The 16,814-nt window shown below is 48.4% G+C and carries 17 protein-coding genes; 11 read left to right on the plus strand and 6 right to left on the minus strand.

Annotation, left to right across the window (positions count from 1 at the left end; genetic code table 11):
- Positions 1-18: 18 nt before the first annotated feature.
- From MKZ07_RS01295 to nspC, 3 genes are all read left to right on the plus strand, one after another.
- Positions 19-840, plus strand: coding sequence for an AraC family transcriptional regulator (locus MKZ07_RS01295; RefSeq protein WP_341024079.1), 822 nt, complete (start codon positions 19-21; stop codon positions 838-840).
- Between the two features lie 524 nt (positions 841-1,364).
- Positions 1,365-2,564 (plus strand): saccharopine dehydrogenase family protein, encoded by a 1,200-nt coding sequence (locus MKZ07_RS01300; protein ID WP_341024080.1) that lies wholly within the window; start codon positions 1,365-1,367, stop codon positions 2,562-2,564.
- A 26-nt stretch (positions 2,565-2,590) separates the two neighbouring features.
- Positions 2,591-3,727: a carboxynorspermidine decarboxylase gene (gene nspC / locus MKZ07_RS01305; protein WP_341027863.1), complete on the plus strand. Its 1,137-nt coding sequence runs from the start codon at positions 2,591-2,593 to the stop codon at positions 3,725-3,727.
- Between the two features lie 85 nt (positions 3,728-3,812).
- Here nspC and MKZ07_RS01310 read toward each other — a convergent pair whose 3' ends face one another.
- From MKZ07_RS01310 to MKZ07_RS01330, 5 genes are all read right to left on the minus strand, one after another.
- Entirely contained in the window at positions 3,813-4,214 is a 402-nt protein-coding gene (locus tag MKZ07_RS01310) for a VOC family protein (RefSeq protein ID WP_036702450.1), read from the minus strand.
- Between the two features lie 27 nt (positions 4,215-4,241).
- The gene (locus tag MKZ07_RS01315) at positions 4,242-4,706 is read right to left on the minus strand and encodes a VOC family protein (protein WP_341024082.1); all 465 of its coding nucleotides are present in this window, start codon (positions 4,704-4,706) and stop codon (positions 4,242-4,244) included.
- Positions 4,707-4,891: 185 nt separating this feature from the next.
- Positions 4,892-5,929 carry a hypothetical protein gene (locus MKZ07_RS01320; RefSeq protein ID WP_341024085.1) on the minus strand — a complete coding sequence of 346 codons (1,038 nt, stop codon included), beginning with the start codon at positions 5,927-5,929 and terminating at the stop codon, positions 4,892-4,894.
- Positions 5,919-6,425 carry an RNA polymerase sigma factor gene (locus MKZ07_RS01325; protein WP_036702445.1) on the minus strand — a complete coding sequence of 169 codons (507 nt, stop codon included), beginning with the start codon at positions 6,423-6,425 and terminating at the stop codon, positions 5,919-5,921. Before MKZ07_RS01325 ends, MKZ07_RS01320 begins: the two co-directional genes overlap by 11 nt.
- Before the next feature lie 156 nt (positions 6,426-6,581).
- Complete coding sequence (locus MKZ07_RS01330; protein WP_036702442.1) at positions 6,582-8,114, minus strand: stalk domain-containing protein; 1,533 nt, start codon at positions 8,112-8,114, stop codon at positions 6,582-6,584.
- Positions 8,115-8,305: 191 nt separating this feature from the next.
- Between MKZ07_RS01330 and MKZ07_RS01335 the strand changes: the two genes are divergently transcribed.
- Positions 8,306-8,929, plus strand: coding sequence for a deoxynucleoside kinase (locus tag MKZ07_RS01335; protein ID WP_036702438.1), 624 nt, complete (start codon positions 8,306-8,308; stop codon positions 8,927-8,929).
- Entirely contained in the window at positions 8,926-9,579 is a 654-nt protein-coding gene (locus MKZ07_RS01340; RefSeq protein ID WP_036702435.1) for a deoxynucleoside kinase, read from the plus strand. Before MKZ07_RS01335 ends, MKZ07_RS01340 begins: the two co-directional genes overlap by 4 nt.
- Before the next feature lie 262 nt (positions 9,580-9,841).
- Here the strand turns inward: MKZ07_RS01340 and MKZ07_RS01345 are convergent, their stop codons facing one another.
- The gene (locus MKZ07_RS01345) at positions 9,842-10,261 is read right to left on the minus strand and encodes a prepilin peptidase (RefSeq protein ID WP_051494131.1); all 420 of its coding nucleotides are present in this window, start codon (positions 10,259-10,261) and stop codon (positions 9,842-9,844) included.
- 153 nt (positions 10,262-10,414) lie between these two features.
- Here MKZ07_RS01345 and MKZ07_RS01350 point away from each other — a divergent pair, with 153 nt between their 5' ends.
- The 6 genes from MKZ07_RS01350 to MKZ07_RS01375 are packed head-to-tail and all read left to right on the plus strand — an operon-like array spanning position 10,415 to position 16,814.
- Positions 10,415-11,800 (plus strand): hypothetical protein, encoded by a 1,386-nt coding sequence (locus MKZ07_RS01350; RefSeq protein ID WP_143804315.1) that lies wholly within the window; start codon positions 10,415-10,417, stop codon positions 11,798-11,800.
- The gene (locus MKZ07_RS01355; RefSeq protein WP_036702431.1) at positions 11,801-12,685 is read left to right on the plus strand and encodes a hypothetical protein; all 885 of its coding nucleotides are present in this window, start codon (positions 11,801-11,803) and stop codon (positions 12,683-12,685) included.
- Positions 12,667-13,494, plus strand: coding sequence for a hypothetical protein (locus MKZ07_RS01360; protein WP_036702429.1), 828 nt, complete (start codon positions 12,667-12,669; stop codon positions 13,492-13,494). Before MKZ07_RS01355 ends, MKZ07_RS01360 begins: the two co-directional genes overlap by 19 nt.
- Positions 13,495-13,508: 14 nt before the next feature.
- Positions 13,509-14,975, plus strand: coding sequence for an ATPase, T2SS/T4P/T4SS family (locus MKZ07_RS01365; RefSeq protein ID WP_036702427.1), 1,467 nt, complete (start codon positions 13,509-13,511; stop codon positions 14,973-14,975).
- Positions 14,953-15,936: a hypothetical protein gene (locus tag MKZ07_RS01370; protein ID WP_036702426.1), complete on the plus strand. Its 984-nt coding sequence runs from the start codon at positions 14,953-14,955 to the stop codon at positions 15,934-15,936. Before MKZ07_RS01365 ends, MKZ07_RS01370 begins: the two co-directional genes overlap by 23 nt.
- On the plus strand, positions 15,933-16,814 hold the full coding sequence (locus tag MKZ07_RS01375; protein WP_076157844.1) for a hypothetical protein: 882 nt from the start codon (positions 15,933-15,935) through the stop codon (positions 16,812-16,814). Before MKZ07_RS01370 ends, MKZ07_RS01375 begins: the two co-directional genes overlap by 4 nt.

Raw genomic sequence — 16,814 nt, forward strand, 5'->3', positions numbered from 1 at the left:
GAAACGGAGGAGCTATATATGGTGGAGATTCCGCAGAATCTGGTGATGGATATCCACTGGATTCATGACAAGACTACCTTTCCGCACTGGAGGGATATCCGTCAGAATATACATGTCCACAGCCTGTATTGGATTCAGGAGGGGGAAGGAGTGTTCCGGACAGACACAGAGGAGCATCCGGTGTCGCCGGACATGCTGTTCTATCTCCGTCCGGGATTGTCCATGGAGATGAACAGCGGAGGCGGGATGCCACTGCGGATCACCATGATCCTGCTCTCGCTGTATACATTGTCGCCTTCAGCGGACAATCAGGGGAGGGTAGAGCCGCTTCATGAACTGCCCTTGCCGTTCCGCCTGAAGCCCGGGAGGGAGCCGGGGAGAGCGCTGGGTGAGCTGTTTCGCCGGATTGCTGGCGACTTTGTTCCCGGCAGTCCCGGAAGCCAGCTTAAGACTCAGGCGCTGCTCTATCAGCTTTTGTACGAATTATTTCAGGCTAAGGAGGGCGGCCATCCTGACCGGGGGCAGGGATACGAATTATTCTTACGGATGAAGGAGGAGCTGGAGCGGCGCTACAGTGAACCCTTACAGATCCATGAGCTGGCGGTGCGCTACGGCATATCCTCCTCGTATGTGCGCGGTCTTTTTCAGCAATATCTGCACAAGAGTCCCAAAGGGTATTTAAGTGAGATCCGCTATGAGCATGCGAAGAAGCAGCTGCTGTATACCAGGCTAACCCTGAAGGAGATTGCGGCCGCCTGCGGATACAGCGATGAGTTTCATTTCAGCAAAGCTTTCAAGCAGATCAGCGGACAACCGCCGTCTGCGATAAGGTCTAGTTAATCCCGCAACGCCCAGGTATGACAGAGGTATGGGAAAGGCAGGGTTACGCATAATAAACGAATGGACCGGACCGGATCAGATTAGTCAACATTGGGCGACCTTTACACTTATCAGTTAACGGCAGCGAAAAACGGGTAAGTTATTATAATGTGCCTCATTTGCACTTTTGTCCGGCTGCCTTGCTTAAATTTAAAATAAAAAGTTGAACAACACCGCCGTTGTGATATAATTATCCGGTTGGCCTGATGGACTGAAATTTGGAAGGGACCCTAAGCTGGTTCTCCATTTATTAAGGTTAAAAGCGAAGGAAAACGAAGGATTTCAGTGCAATGAAGTGAATTACAGAGTATTAATGTAGAAAACTGCAGATTTTACACGGAAGATCACAGTTTTTGTCGGATTTTATTGATTTATTGAGAAAGTTTCTGTATAATCAGCGTTGTTGATTTTTCATAGGATGTAGCCTGTTCCAGAGCAGCAAGGCTAATAACTAATAACTTAAGCATAATTAGGGGGTTATTAATTTGGGAAAAGCGTTAATTATTGGCGCTGGCGGTGTAGCGAGCGTTGTTGTTCATAAATGCTGCCAGAACCCGGATGTATTCGAAGAGATTTGCATTGCCAGCCGTACGGTGTCGAAGTGCGATGCGCTCAAAGAGAAGCTGGACGGGGGCCTGACTAAGATTTCTACGGCCAAGCTGGATGCTGACAACACGGAAGAAGTCATTGAGCTGATCAAGAGCTTCCAGCCGGATGTCGTGATTAATGTGGCTCTTCCTTACCAGGATCTGACGATCATGGATGCCTGCCTGGCTACCGGAGTGCACTATGTAGATACAGCCAACTACGAACCGCAGGATACGGCGAAGTTTGAATATTCCTGGCAATGGGCGTACAAGGAAAGATTCGAGCAGGCCGGAATTACAGCGCTGCTCGGCAGCGGCTTCGACCCTGGCGTAACCGGAGTATTTACGGCCTATGCGCAGAAGCATTATTTTGACGAGATTCATACGATTGATATTGTGGATGCGAACGCGGGCGACCACGGTTATCCGTTTGCCACCAACTTCAATCCTGAGATTAATATCCGCGAGATTACTGCGAACGGACGTTACTTCGAGAATGGCGAGTGGATTGAGACCGCGCCGCTGTCTGAGAAGAAAGTATACGATCTCCCGGAGATCGGTCCGAAGGATATCTATCTTTTGTACCATGAAGAGTTAGAATCACTTGCTGTTAACATTCCTGGCGTGAAGAAGATCCGCTTCTGGATGACCTTCTCGCAGAACTATCTGACCCACCTGAAGGTGCTTGAGAATGTCGGCATGACTTCTATTGAGCCTATTAATTATGAAGGTAAAGAGATTATTCCTTTGCAGTTCCTGAAGGCCATTCTGCCTGACCCGGCTTCCCTGGGACCAAGAACCAAAGGTAAAACCAATATCGGCTGTATCATTCAAGGCACCAAAGACGGTCAGCCTAAGACCTATTATGTCTACAATGTCTGCGATCACGAAGAGTGCTATAGAGAGGTTGGCTCACAGGCCATTTCCTACACTACCGGTGTTCCTGCGATGATCGGGGCGATGATGATTATCAAAGGGATCTGGAACAAACCGGGTGTACACAATATCGAAGAGTTCGATCCAGATCCGTTCATGGATGCACTTAACAAACACGGCCTGCCTTGGCAAGAAGATTTCTCGCCGACGCTGCTGGATTAAGGCGCATGGCCATGAAGAACAAGGACATCGATATCGATATCAGCAATCTGCCGTCCCCTGCCTATCTGGTGGATGAACGGCTGTTGACGAAGAACCTGGAGACCCTGAATTATGTGCAGGAGAAGAGCGGAGCCAAGATTCTTCTTGCGCAAAAAGGCTTCTCCATGCACGCCATGTACCCTCTGGTCGGCAAGTACCTGCATGGCGTAACCTCCAGCTCTCTGTTCGAGGCCCGGCTGGGCTTCGAGGAGATGGGCAAAGAGGTCCATGTCTATGCACCCGCTTATGTCGACCGTGAGTTCGATGAGCTGCTTCGCTACAGCGATCATATAGTGTTCAACTCGTTCGACCAGTGGAGCCGGTTCAAGCAGCGCGTGCAGAACGCGCCGAAGCAGATTAGCTGCGGGATTCGCGTCAATCCGGAGTATTCCGAGATTGAAGTGCCGCTCTATGATCCTTGCTACAACTTCTCCCGTATGGGCGTAACCCTGCCGAACTTCCGGCCGGACGAGCTGGACGGCATTGACGGACTGCATTTCCACACGATGTGCGAACAGAACTCGGATACGCTGGAGCGTACGCTGAGGGTTGTAGAAGAGAAATTCGGCCAGTACCTGCACGGGATGAAATGGCTGAACTTCGGCGGCGGGCATCATATTACCCGTCCTGACTATGATCTCGACACCTTGATCAAGTGCATTCTGCATATGAAAGAGACGTACAACGTGGAGATCTATCTGGAGCCGGGAGAGGCCGTTGCCTTGAACACTGGTTATCTGGTTGCTACGGTACTCGACACCATGCATAACGGCATGGATATCGCGATTCTCGATACCTCGGCTGAATGCCACATGCCGGATGTGCTGGCGATGCCTTATCGTCCGGGCATCTTCGGTGCCGGAGAACCGGGCGAATTCGCCCACACCTACCGGCTTGGCGGCATGACCTGCCTGGCAGGGGATGTGATCGGTGATTATTCCTTCCCGGAACCGCTGAAATACGGCGATAAGCTGATCTTCACCGACATGGCGCATTACTCCATGGTGAAGAACCACATGTTCAACGGCGTGAACCTCCCGGCTATCGCTTCTTATAATGAAGAAGAAGGCCTCAAGGTGATCCGCGAGTTCGAATACAGTGACTTCAGCGGCCGGTTGTCTTAATCGGTTGATGATAATAATAGAAGCGCCCCTTCAGCTTGGCTGAGGGGGCGTTTTTTTGCGGCACTGTATTAATCTAACAGGGTGGTCAGACTAAAATGATTTGCCAGCGTATTCCAAAGGGATCGACCAGAACAGTATATAGCTTACTGAAAAACTGTGGCCCGATTTCTTGTAAAACTTCGCCTTCTTTACTCAATACATCGAAGGCCTTATAGAACTCAGCCTCCGAGTCCATCCTCACATTAAAGCCTAACATGTTTCCTGCATCATGCGTATCTACCGTGTCGCTCATATTAAACATTGTTCCACAGATTGTGAGGGTTGAATGCATGACTAGATTGGACATTTCTGATGTGATAGTCATTCCGGAGTTGTCAGGGGCTTCTTGGAAGAGCATCACTTGTTTGTCGGTCACCTTAAATGCCCTCTCATACAACTGAATGGCTTCGACACATTTTCCTGGAAAATGTATAAATGGTGTTATCATAAAAACGACCTCCCCTTAAATGGCTAACTAAACTCCTAATAGAGTTTTGACATGGTCTTCAGGATAGCCGGTCTTGACAGCAATGGCTGCTGCTGACATACCTGACCGGTACATGTTAACTAGCGTAGTCTCCATGTCTTCTCCTACCTCAACAATATGCTGATCATAATCATAGAAGCGTAGTACGTTCTGTCCCCAGGGCTGTTCCTTAATATCGTGCAATAACTCAAATCCGTCAGCCACAATCCGGTCTCTTAACGAGTAAATATCCTTAAATTCAAAATAAATAACGACATTATGTGTTTTGGATGCGTTGTCAATTTGATGAATTAACTCTGTAAAAAACGATTTTCTATACAGCGCCAAACCGCCTTCAAATCCAACATTATATAAGCCAAAATCAGCCTCTACTTTACATTTAAGAATATCTTCGTACAACATTCTTGATCTCGCTATATCTTCTACTACCAAAATTGTTGATTTGAAGCCCACAATAGCCCCTCCCAAATTTGCTATAGATGATTTTACTAAGCTCATTGTATATTATCGTGCCTGGTTTGTATTGCACAAAAGCGACATTCAGCCCCGGGTATGGCACAGTACATTTGCTGTTGGCTTGTCTGCAAACAATGAAGCAGAAGGCCTCAAGGTGATCCGCGAGTTCGAATACAGTGATTTCAGCGGCCGGTTGTCTTAATCGGAATCTTTTTACCAAAGAATATGAAAGACTCGATTTCTTTATCATTAATAACACGATCAAAAGTTTTTAGTGTAATGAGTTGGTTACTTGTATAATAGCTCGTAGACATTCCTGTAAAAATTCTAGTTGTTTCTGAAGTGCCATCTGTAAAATTTATAGTGATAGGTAAGTCATCCAAATATATATTTGGAGCAATTTCTTCTGATTTGAAGGCGAATTTATTAATCTCTTGTAATGAATCGCTCTCAATCTTCAAGGTGATGGAAATTGGCGAGACAGAGATCGTCTTTAAGGTTGCCTTATAACCATACAGTGAAATGGCCTGATTAATCTGATGAAGGGTAGAATACTCTTTGAAATCAAGCTTAAGTGAGGTTTCCCAGGAACCAGATACTACGGTATCAAAAATACCGGGAAACGGATCAGCTGCTTCTAAATCTCTAAAAATAATATCAACAGTTTGACCAGCTAAGGAATTATTGGTCATTATATTCATAACCAAACTAATTTTGTTGTCATAAGGATTCCCGTCATCGATTACCTCGTATCCAGTACTGTACGAGCTTTGATTAGAGTCGATATCGGCATGAAATCGATAGCGGGCCGCATTCAGATCTGTGCCTTTAGGAGCGGTAAAGTCCATTAAAATATAAGTTAGATTGCTGTCGCCGATCACCTGCCTAATGGTTAGTGAGCCCTGCTTATTTTTAATTATTTTATTTATTGTAAAAGCGCCATTAGACATATGTACAACCTGATTCTTATTGGATGGTTTAAGAAATTGAATCAGTGCTTCATCAAGTCCTGTATATATTGCTGCAAAAGCTGTTGTGGTTAATCCAACCATCAGGACAGCAGCAAGTATAGTATATCTTCTAAGTTTAATAGGAGCAGTTCTTCTTTGACTTTTATGATTAATCTGGCTATTTGTTAAAAGATTTTGAAAAATTTTTTCTTTTTGATCCTTTGTTGGCGTCAATGCTTCAAAAGCCTCATGAATATTTTTAATCCTCAATATAATCTCCTCCCAAATCTAACTTAAGCCGTTTACGGCCTCGAAATAATTGTGTTTGGATTGTGCTTTCTTTGCAGCCTAACATTTCAGCGATTTCCTTTACTGTGTATTCCTCGAAATAATATAGATACAATACGGTTTTGTATTTTTCGGGGAGCGAAAGAAGTTTTGAAAAGACTTTACCCGAAGGCTCAAAACCATTCCAAGTAACAGCCTCCGGCAAACGCTCTAATGCCACACGGCGGGTTCTCCACCAATGTTTAAGAATATCTTTACAGTAGTTTCTAGTAGTTACTGTCAACCATGCTTTTTCATGCTCGTGGTCATTAAAGAACCTTGGAGTGTTAATTAGTTTGAGGAACACAGATTGAACAGCGTCTTCAACATCAACAGGATTTTTTAAATACATATAGCAAAGCCGGTAGACCAGATCTGCATGCCGTTGATAGAGTTCAGCGAATTCTATATCTGTGTCTAACAAAGAGCTGGATTTCATTATTTCGCCTCCTATAAACAACACGATTGAAGGTTTCAAAATATCTCAAAAGGCGAATTTTAGATTATTCTTTGTTTATATACAAGATCAAAAATAAAAAAGGACCATTCTCTATTTGAGAATAGTCCGCTATATTTTTATTTCAGGATAGAATCCTTACTTCATACTAATCGCAATCCGGCTCTCCTGCGGCAGCCAGTCGACCTTGGCCCCGAGCTGTTCGCTGATGAAGCGCAGCGGCAGGTAGACGGTACCATTAACTACAAACGGCGGTGTTGCCAGAGTGACGTTTTTATTATTTACGGTGGTGGCTCCGTTCACGGTGTTGATGACGATGGTTAGCGGAGTTTTATCGGCAGCGGTACCGGTGATCGTTACTACTTTGTCCATGGAATAACCGATAGTAGCTCCCATCTTGCTGAACAGTGAACGCAGCGGAATGAAATTCTGTCCGTTACGGGTAATGACACCATTGGTGAAGGCAATGGATTCGCCATTCAGGCTAACGGAGATTGGCTTTTGCATCGGAACGGGCTCTTTGTAGCTGAATTCATAAGTACCGTACCCGAGCTCAGCATTCTTGTTCACGCCCCACCCCCAGAGGGTGCCGTCGTTCTTCTGCATAATGACATGTCTTCCTCCGCCTTTTATCGACTGGATGTCGGAAGCAAGCAAGGTAAACTTTGCATTTGGCGACATAAGTTCTGCGGCAATCGAAGCCGCATAGACCTTGCCGTCTGAGGTCAGAGCGACAATTGATTGTTCAACAATGTACGCATCGGTCACCTTGCTGATCCCTGAGAAGACAACCGGAACGGGTTCATCCTGATACGTGGTTCCATCCGAATATCCAGTGACTGTGGAGCCCCAGAACCAGAGACGGGATTGCTTGTCAATCGCGAGCCGGCTGCGCCCGTTGTTGTACAGAGTGCGAATATCTTTTAAGCCGGAAAAAGGAGTTGCAGTTATCTTCGCCGGGTCACTATAGGTCTCCGGTAAATAACTATCCTGGTCCGGCCAGGTCCAGACGCTGCCATCCTTACTGAGCGCATAATTCTGTTCGAGCTGGACAATGTCCTTCAGATTGGCGACCGGTGTAAAAGTGGCAAGTTCGTCAATGCTGGTCCAGACCGTCCCGTCTGTCTTCAGGAACAGATAGCGCTGCCAGTCGCTAAACTTATTGTTAAGCTTGTTGCTCTCGGAATATTGAGAGATGGCTGTAACGTGATCCAGGCCGGGAACAGGCGCGAACGGAGGTGTCGTATTGTCGTCGGTTGACGTAACTGAAGTATAGACTGCACCCTCTCCAGTGACTGCCAAATGACGCGGGTATACTCTTTGGAAACTGGTTATATTCTTCAATTCGGGCACAGGTGTAACTTCAATGGCCATAGTCCGGGCGTTGCTCTCCCACTTCCAGACCGAGCCATCCTTGGTGGTTACCATTGCACTGTAATATAAAGGGAAAGAAGCCTGTACATCACTTAGTCCATGTACCTGAGTAGGTACGGACTTCGTCTCCCCCCAGACCCACAGGGTCCCATCGTCCTTAATCAGATAATCGGGTCCGTAGGAGGAGATGCCGGAGCCAACGTCATTAGCTGCTGCTGTTGCAGCCTCGGGATTCCCCAGAGTCAGACACGCCGTCAAACCCACCACCATGCTCACAAGCAAAATTCTTTTTTTCATCACGATATCCTCTACTCTCTATAGGAAATTACTGAATTAGGTAAATAAAAGAATATATTACCTTGAATATAGACGCTGCTTGGCCCTGAAAAGTTTCTTTGAAAATTAACCGTTGCTTGCGGTGCTCCTGTGGTACAATAATTTAGTCTGTTTTTTGGAATTGTCCGTACTTGAGGAGGAAATTAGCGTTAATGAAACATGCACCTTTTATAGCCGTGGAAGGCCCGATTGGAGCCGGTAAAACCACCCTCGCCACGATGCTCGCCACCGAACTACAGCTTCCGGTCATTAAAGAAATTGTCGACGAGAATCCGTTTCTGGACAAGTTCTATCAGAATATGGACGACTGGAGCTTCCAGCTTGAGATGTTCTTTCTCTGCAACCGGTTCAAGCAGCTTGAAGACACAACTGTGCAGTACATAGATCAAGGGAAGCCGGTCATTTCGGATTATCATATCTATAAGAATCTGATCTTCGGGGAACGGACGCTGAAGGGATCGAAACGGGACAAATACCGGGAGATCTATCATATTCTGACCGATGATTTCCCCAAGCCGAACATCATTTTGTATATCCGGGCGGATCTGGATACGTTGCTGGCCCGGATTGCCAAGCGTGCGCGTACATTTGAAGAGATCATTGCCCCTGCCTACCTCCAGCAGTTAATTGAGGATTATGACGATGCAATGGCCTCACTGGCCCGCCGCGAACCGTCCACCGTAATCGTCACTATCGACGGAAATCAGGTGGATTTCGTGGAGAATCCCGAAGATTTCAACACCATCGCGAAGCAAGTAAAGGAGCTTATGAAATGAGTAGTTACAACATCCCGAATGATGCCATTATCACTGTGGCCGGAACCGTAGGTGTCGGCAAGTCGACGCTGACCGCAGCACTCGCGCAGCGCCTGAATTTCCAGACCTCGCTGGAGCAGGTAGATCATAACCCGTACCTGGAGAAGTTCTATCACGATTTCGAGCGGTGGAGCTTCCACCTGCAGATCTATTTCCTGGCCGAACGCTTCAAGGAGCAGAAGAAGATGTTCGAGCTGGGCGGCGGGTTTGTGCAGGACCGTTCGATTTATGAGGACACAGGGATTTTCGCCAAAATGCACGCCGATCAAGGCACCATGTCCCCGACCGATTATGCTACGTACACCAGCCTCTATGAGGCCATGGTAATGACGCCATATTTCCCGCATCCCGACGTGCTGATCTATATTGAAGGCAGCCTGCCTTCGATCCTGACCCGCATCAATGAGCGCGGACGCGAGATGGAGATCCAGACCGACGTCTCCTACTGGGAGCATATGCACGGCCGCTATTCCCAGTGGATTAACGAATTCAGCGCCTGTCCGGTGCTGCGGCTGAATATTGATGAGTACGATGTGCATGATCCCGCCTCGGTGTCTGCCATTCTGGATCAGGTAGGCCGGACGATTGGGCAGCGGGTGGCACAAGCATAAAGTGTTTATTTACAAAAAAAAGAGCGTTTCACAGCCGATAGAGACTGTGGAACGCTCTTTTTCGTTAGGACGAACGATTAGTTCGATTGATCTACATAATAATTAGCGGTTTACCTGAAAATTATGCTGTCTATAGGTCTGTATAATATTTCGCATTTGCACCTTAATTTGGGTAATGTGGCCTGTTTCAAATCACCTGCCATTGGATTAATTAAAAACAGAAGGAAATATTACCAATTGAGAAAAGCTAAATCAAATGAAGTTAATACATAATTAACACAGTCAGAATGACTGGAACAGTAAGAAAAGGAGCGAAGGGCACGGAGCCGGGAATATCCTGCCGGTAAGTCCGCTTCAAGAGCAGAACCGCAGCACATAACAGACAAGCCGCACCGAACAGGGCCAGATTCAGGAGTCCTCCCAGCCATACCCCTACAGCCGAGATTAGCTTAATGTCTCCTGCTCCAATTGAACGAGAGTACCTGCGCAAGAGAAGAAGGGGGGCGGCGGGAAGAAGCAAACCGTTAAGCGAGTTCAGCAGAGACCCGTACAGGATCATATGAAGAATGCCCACTCCCAGAATTAAGACCGTCAGAATATTGGGAATCTTGCGCCGGCGGATATCATTTAAGCTACATAGGATCAGTATTAGCATAAGGCTGGATAACAGTAGGAGTTTCATATAGGACACCGCCTCGGATTCTGTGTGCTGTGCTGGGTTTTGTGCTCTGCACTATTAGTCGTTTTATGGAAAATGTTCTCATGATGTGCCGTATTGTGTCAAGGCTGAAGGCCGGGGTTCTATACCAGGCAAATTTACAATGAAAGAGGATTGATGATGAGGGTACTTCTACTGGCTGGTACAGGTCACGGGTACATCACTGCCCATATCGCTGATCCGTGGACAACTATGAATGACGGAGGCCTGCGGGTCCGGGATACAGCCGGGTTATTGCAGAATTCCACGATTCCCGCACCGGAAGCTGTTGTGATTACAGACGAAGGATTGCCGGACGGACTGGCTGCTGACAGGGAGTCTGTTCATAATCTGTTAGAGCATCTATCCCAGACCCGGGAAGACACTCCGGTAATTATATTAACGAGAGACCCGCGTCAGAGAGAAGCATGGTCATCCCTTGCAAGACAATATCTGGGGCTCAGTGTTCTTGAATATCATACACCCAGGCTGCCAATCGCATTGGTGAAGCAGGCTTTGGCACAGCTTGCAGATCGTCTGAGGAATAATGGGTTAGGATCAGGCAGCCTAGAAATGCGCTTCACGCCAGCCCGGGAGAGTGAACCGGGTGAGCTGAAGGGCAAGAAGCGTTCTTTCCTGGACAGATTCCGTTCCAAAGGCAAGGATACAGAAGCCCTCCAGTCCACTGATTCGCTCTCCCGGGAACTGGCGAACATCAGCCGGGGGATGAGCCGGGTAGTGGCGGTGACCGGACACCGGGGCAGCGGGCTGACGAGCACCGCAGTCAATCTGGCGGCAGAAGCTGCAAAACGCGGACTGAACACTATTCTTGTGGATATGGATACTGAATACAGAGGGATTAACTTATATTTCAGCGGATTTGATGAACAGGCGCACAAGGATGAGCATCTGGGGAGTTCCTTGATCCGGATGCTGGCGAAGCCGCAGGATTACAGGACCAATGCTTTTCCGGTCCAAGGAAATCTATGGATGACTACACTCAGCTACGGATTCCAGGACAAGCGGGCGATTCAGCAATTCTACACCAGCGAGAAGCTGGCCGGATTGTTATCGGCTCTGCGGAATAACTTCAACCTGGTCGTACTCGATCTTCCCCTGGATGCCATGCGGCAGATGGAGAGTGCGCTGATTCATATGGATACCTTCGGACTGTGTGTTCCTAACAACCTATATTCGGTGCTAAGCACCCTGCGGAATATTGAATTAGTGCTTGAACGGGATTCTGCCGCCTATCTCAATGCCAAGACCAAAGTTATTGTCACCCGCTATAATCACAGCTTCCGTTATCACGGTGACCTGTTTACCCCGGAGAAGGTCGGTGAGCTGCTCGGCTCGGGCCTCAGTGACAGCTTCCGGTTTGAACCGGCACTGGCCGGGTACGTGCCTGCCAGTGCCGGATTTGACCAGCAGATCGAAAGTGATATCCCGATTGTGAATAGCGGACCGGAGTTCGAGCGGGCCTTCGGCACCATACTTCTTAGATTGATGGAGGGTTCGGGGTAGATGGATATCAGAAGTGTAAAAAATGTGGCTCCCAACCGGAACCTGTTGAAACGAATAGTTGCAGTACTGTTCAGTCTGACCGTCATTGTCGTCTCATACATAGTCATCACCAACGCGAGCCAGGATGCCCGTGATACGGTAGAGGTGCTGCGGCTCACAGAAAAGGGAGGGCTGCCCGCCTTTACGGTGCTGACAGAGAAGCAAGTGGAGACCTATAACATTATCCGCACAGAGTATACATCCGATATGGTGCTGGCGGACAAGCTTCCTGAAGTACTGGGCAAGTTCACGAAATATTATATTCGGGATAATAGTGTGCTGTATGAGGATCAGCTGCTGGATGAGAAGCCGGTCAAGAATGAATGGCTGTATAAGCTGGGTGAGAAGCAGGAAGTCCTCACCCTGCCCTACAACTTCCTTGAGGCTGGCGGAGACATTCTGATGCCGGGAGACCGTGTCCGTATCCGGGTGTCTTACAATGTGGAAGAAGCTGCAGCTTCTGGTGCAGGAGGCAATCCCAATGCCGTATTCAACCCCTCACAGTCCTCCGTTACGAAGACCGAGATTCTGTTCGACAGTATTGTCATCAAGGATATGCTCAACGCCAACAGCCATTCGATCTATGAGGTATACAAGGAAGTGCTGAAGCTGAGCGAGGACAAGCGGCAGGAGGTTATGCGCAGCGACGATTTCCTGAAGAGCATTCAGCCCAAGGCTCTGCTGCTGGAAGGCTCAGGTGAGGAGATTAATAAGTATGCCAAATACAAAAGCCTGGACAGCAAAAGCTTTCTGATTACGATGCTCAGCAGAAGCGGCAGCACGGTAATTATGGATGAGCTGCCTACACTGCAAAATGAGGTGGAATCATGGATCGAAAAGAAGTAAAAAAACTGGAGAGCATCTTCCGCAAGATATCCTCTAAGGAGCTGGTAGGAGCCGAGTTTCGGGACAGCCCGCTGATCTATAGTGTTATTGGTTTCTTGCCGGCCTGTGAAGGGACAGATCAGGCCATGCTGATCGGCAATTTAGGCTATCTGCTGGCACAACAAGGCTTCAACACCTGCATCGTGGATTTTAAAGTGTTCAATCCGAACCTCTACTATCTGTTTGGTGTAGATCCTCCCGCCAGAGGAAAAGGGCTGATCCGGGTGCTCAAAAGCGATAAAGCGGATATGCGTGAAGATATTGATCCTACTTCTGAGGAGAACCTGTATCTGCTCTCCCCCAGTCCCTATGATCTGCTGGAGGAATACTTCGAATTTGGTTTCGCGCATATTGAACAGGTATTATCCACACTTAAGGGAATGTTCGATATTATCCTGCTGGACATTCCATATAATCCTCCACTCGAATTCTGTACGGGGGCGATGAAGCACTGCCATATCGGATATTTTACAGCAGCCGAGCGGATCGAGGCTCCGGGCAATATGACCAAGCTGCTGGACTTTGCCGCTTCCATTGGCATCAGCACAGCCAAGTTCACCAGTGTGATTATGATGAACCTGCATGAGATCGGGCTGGATTATAAGGTGTTCAAGCAGATGGGCTTTCAGATCGCAGCAGCGCTGCCCTTTGTGAAGGCCGCAGCGGCGTACACCCAGGACGGCAAGCTATATGTTAAAGATCATCCTCTGCAAAATAAGGCATTCATGAAGGAAATGAACCGTTTGCGGGATTCCATTATTAATCAGTGAAGGAGGCCTGAGCCTTGCTAACCCGGGCAAAAGTAAGTGAAATGCAGCAGAAGTTCTCGCACCACAGCACTCAAGCGGAAGATATGGATGCACTCAAAAATAAATACACCACCATCAGCTTCGAGGAAGCGCTGGAATTATGCCAGAAATATATTAGCAAGGCAGCAACGAATGCCTTCCGCCGGGAGAGAGACCCGATCCGCAAACGGGAAATGACCCAGGGGTATATTATGGAGTTTGTCGATTCCCAGAAGCCTAGTGTGGAGGAATATGGCGGTTTGCAGTCCCTGAAAAATGCGCTGATTAACGAAATCACGCATTATGGCCCGATAACCGAGGCCATGGAGGACCCGCAAATTGACGAGATCCGGGCCAACGGGCCGGAACAGATCTTCGTGGAGACCGGCGGCAAAACGCTGCGCTGGGACCAGCATTTCACAGACCGCGAACATATGGAGCGTATCATATCGAAGTTAATTGGAGTGTCCAAGATGCGCCTAACACCGAAGGTTCCGATGGTGAATGCCCGAACGGTGGAAGGGTACCGGGTGAATGCCACGCATGCGGAAATCTCACCCTATGAGCTGCCTGCTTTTGTAATCCGCAAATTCAGCAAAAAAAGTCTTACTCCAGCCATGATGATTCATGAACAAAGCTTCTCCGTCAATATGTTCCGGCTGCTCTCCCTAATTCCCAAAGCAGATCAGTCATGGATTACTGTAGGACCAACCGGTAGCGGTAAAACTACGCTGAATGAAGTGCTAGTGAAGCAGATTCATCCGCTCTCCCGGATTATAACCATTGAGAATCCGTCCGAGATGCGGCTGCACCGCCGGGAAGGTGGAGAATTCGGCCCCATCATCAATGATGTGCTGCAGTACGAATCCGTGCCTGAAGAGGATGATGCCAGCCCGGCTACCATGGAGAATCTGCTGATCAATGCGATGAGGCAGTCTCCCCATTGGATCGGGCCGGGCGAGCTGCGGACCCCGGGTGAATTCGCGACTGCGCTGCGGGCGGCACAGACGGGGCATTTCTTCTTCACCACACTTCATGCCGAAGGGGATGAGGAGGCGATCTACCGCTTCCTGACTGCCTATCTGATGGTGTCGAATGAACCTGCCGAGCTCGCCTTGCGCAACATTTGCAGTGCAGTCAAATTCGTAATCTACCAGGAGAAGCTGGCTGACGGTACCCGCAAGGTCACGTCGATATCTGAGATTCTGGGGTCTGAAGGCTTGAAGCCGCTGATTAATCCGATTTATAAGTTCATCTATGATGATGTGGTGGAGGAGGCGGGCGGCACAAGGGTTGTCCAAATCATCGGGCGGCACAAGCGGGTGGGCAAGCTATCCCTGCGTGCCCAGGAATCTATGCTCAAGGCCGGCATTAAGCGCAGCCGGTTTGAATTCCTCACCCGGGAGCCCCTCGATGACGAAACGGAGGGTTATGCATTCGATGAATGTGAACTTACTCATTAGTCTGCTGCTCGGAGCTGCGGCCTTTGTGCTGTTCAATACGATCTTCCAGGTCCGCTTCTTCGAGGGCTCTCTTCACCGCCTGTTAGATATGCTGGACACGGTGGCCGACCATCTTGGTAAATACAATACCAAACGTTACGTTGCCCGGATTAAGCGGGAGCGTATTGTCAAGCGCAAGGAGAACCCGATCGCGAAATATAACCGGCTGGTGGAAGGGCTGATTCTGGATTTCAACCTCCCGGTTACTCTGGAGAGCTTCACTTCTCTGCTCTGCATTTCTTTCGCGCTGGTAGCCGTGGTCATTGTGTTCTTCATGAATAGTGTAACGTTGTCGGTAGTCGTAACCATCTCCATCTTTGTCGGCCTGATGACCTGGTTCGTGATGCAGTCCAAGATTATACGTGCCCAGGATATCGAAAATATTATGGACGCAGAGGATCTGATCTGTCCGCTGGCACGTGACGGTGTGCTGGTCGCGATCAAGAAGGTGATGGAGAGTGACGAATACATCAGCCCTAACATCCGGGTCTATCTCCGGCAGTTCATTGATAACTGCGAGAATAACGGATATAGCTTCAGGCAGGCCATCACTCTGCTGAACCGCCAGCTCGGTCCTAAGTTCGATGATTTTACGAAGAAGGCGATTGTGTTTGAATATAACGAACGCAAGGGAATGGCCGACATTTTCCTGGATATTGTAGATGAGAATGCGGTACTGAGGGAGATCAATGCGCGTAAGGAGACGATTTTCCGTAAAATGAACCGTGATTTCCTGATGAAAACCGTCATCGTACTGCTATTCTTCATCTACGCTCTGTCCATTGACGGATTTCGCGAATTCATGCTGGATACGCAGGCTGGCAAGCTAATTAATACCATGATGATCTGTGTAATCTGTCTGAGCTTTGCACGCACCCAGGCGCTCCAGGGTAACCTTGGGGGAGGAAGTGACCGTAAATGATCTTTATTGCCAAGGTGTGTGCCTTAACGTCCATTCTGTATCTGATTAAGCTGTTTCTCCTGCCCATGCTAAAGCCGGTCAGCGGACGAAAGAAGAAGCGCGCACGCCGGTTCATGAACGAACGAAAAAGCACGCAGCTGAAGCAGCGGGTAGCATTGTACAAAAAGAACTTTGCCCTGAAATATATGACAGGCTTTGTAGGCACCGCAGACCGCATCCGCTTCCGCAAGATGATAGACCGTCTGGAGCTGCTGGTCCGGCCGGAGGAGATTAGACTGAATCAATTGCTCTATGCCTCGGGCGGAACGCTTCTGGCAATCGTGCTGGGCAGTGCAAACCGGCTGCTTGGCTGTGTGACCGCCATCTTCATTCTGCTGGGCTGGATCTATCCGGTCAAGAGTCTTGAAGAACGTATCGAGAAGAAGAACCGCAATATCTCGCTTGATTTTCCTGCCTTTTACAGCATGGTCTACTACCAGTACTCCAAATCCATCAATATCTATCTGGCAGATGTGATCCGGGATTACCTGCCTCATGCGGGCCAGGATATGGCTGAAGAGCTGGGTGTGATGCTGGACAATATTGAATACGGCGAGGAATACGCGCTGAAGCAGCTCAAGAAACGGGTTCCCATGCGTTATGTCATCAAGTTCTGCGACATCATGGAGACCCGCCTTAGAGGCTATGACAATGTCTCCCAGATGGTGTACCTCAAGAATGAGGTCAATCAATTTAGGGTGGAAGCACTGGAGAAGGATCTTCTGCGGCGTGAGCGCAGCAATGCCCGAATCCAATGGATACTGATCATCATCCTGTTTGTGTACATTGCCATTTATTATCTGTTCCTGGTCAAGGGTTCACTGGAAATGTTTCAATAA

The sequence above is a fragment of the Paenibacillus sp. FSL P4-0338 genome (assembly GCF_038002365.1).
In the GTDB taxonomy this organism is placed as follows: domain Bacteria; phylum Bacillota; class Bacilli; order Paenibacillales; family Paenibacillaceae; genus Paenibacillus_AQ.

What these genes read in the sequence shown, in the direction of transcription:
- MKZ07_RS01350 (WP_143804315.1), top strand. Translation starts at nt 10,415, where the DNA reads ATGATGAGGGTACTTCTACTGGCTGGTACAGGTCACGGGTACATCACT.
- MKZ07_RS01360 (WP_036702429.1), top strand. Translation starts at nt 12,667, where the DNA reads ATGGATCGAAAAGAAGTAAAAAAACTGGAGAGCATCTTCCGCAAGATA.
- MKZ07_RS01330 (WP_036702442.1), bottom strand. Translation starts at nt 8,114, where the DNA reads ATGAAAAAAAGAATTTTGCTTGTGAGCATGGTGGTGGGTTTGACGGCG.
- MKZ07_RS01325 (WP_036702445.1), bottom strand. Translation starts at nt 6,425, where the DNA reads ATGAAATCCAGCTCTTTGTTAGACACAGATATAGAATTCGCTGAACTC.
- MKZ07_RS01375 (WP_076157844.1), top strand. Translation starts at nt 15,933, where the DNA reads ATGATCTTTATTGCCAAGGTGTGTGCCTTAACGTCCATTCTGTATCTG.
- MKZ07_RS01335 (WP_036702438.1), top strand. Translation starts at nt 8,306, where the DNA reads ATGAAACATGCACCTTTTATAGCCGTGGAAGGCCCGATTGGAGCCGGT.
- MKZ07_RS01310 (WP_036702450.1), bottom strand. Translation starts at nt 4,214, where the DNA reads ATGATAACACCATTTATACATTTTCCAGGAAAATGTGTCGAAGCCATT.
- MKZ07_RS01345 (WP_051494131.1), bottom strand. Translation starts at nt 10,261, where the DNA reads ATGAAACTCCTACTGTTATCCAGCCTTATGCTAATACTGATCCTATGT.
- MKZ07_RS01370 (WP_036702426.1), top strand. Translation starts at nt 14,953, where the DNA reads ATGAATGTGAACTTACTCATTAGTCTGCTGCTCGGAGCTGCGGCCTTT.
- MKZ07_RS01355 (WP_036702431.1), top strand. Translation starts at nt 11,801, where the DNA reads ATGGATATCAGAAGTGTAAAAAATGTGGCTCCCAACCGGAACCTGTTG.
- MKZ07_RS01295 (WP_341024079.1), top strand. Translation starts at nt 19, where the DNA reads ATGGTGGAGATTCCGCAGAATCTGGTGATGGATATCCACTGGATTCAT.
- MKZ07_RS01340 (WP_036702435.1), top strand. Translation starts at nt 8,926, where the DNA reads ATGAGTAGTTACAACATCCCGAATGATGCCATTATCACTGTGGCCGGA.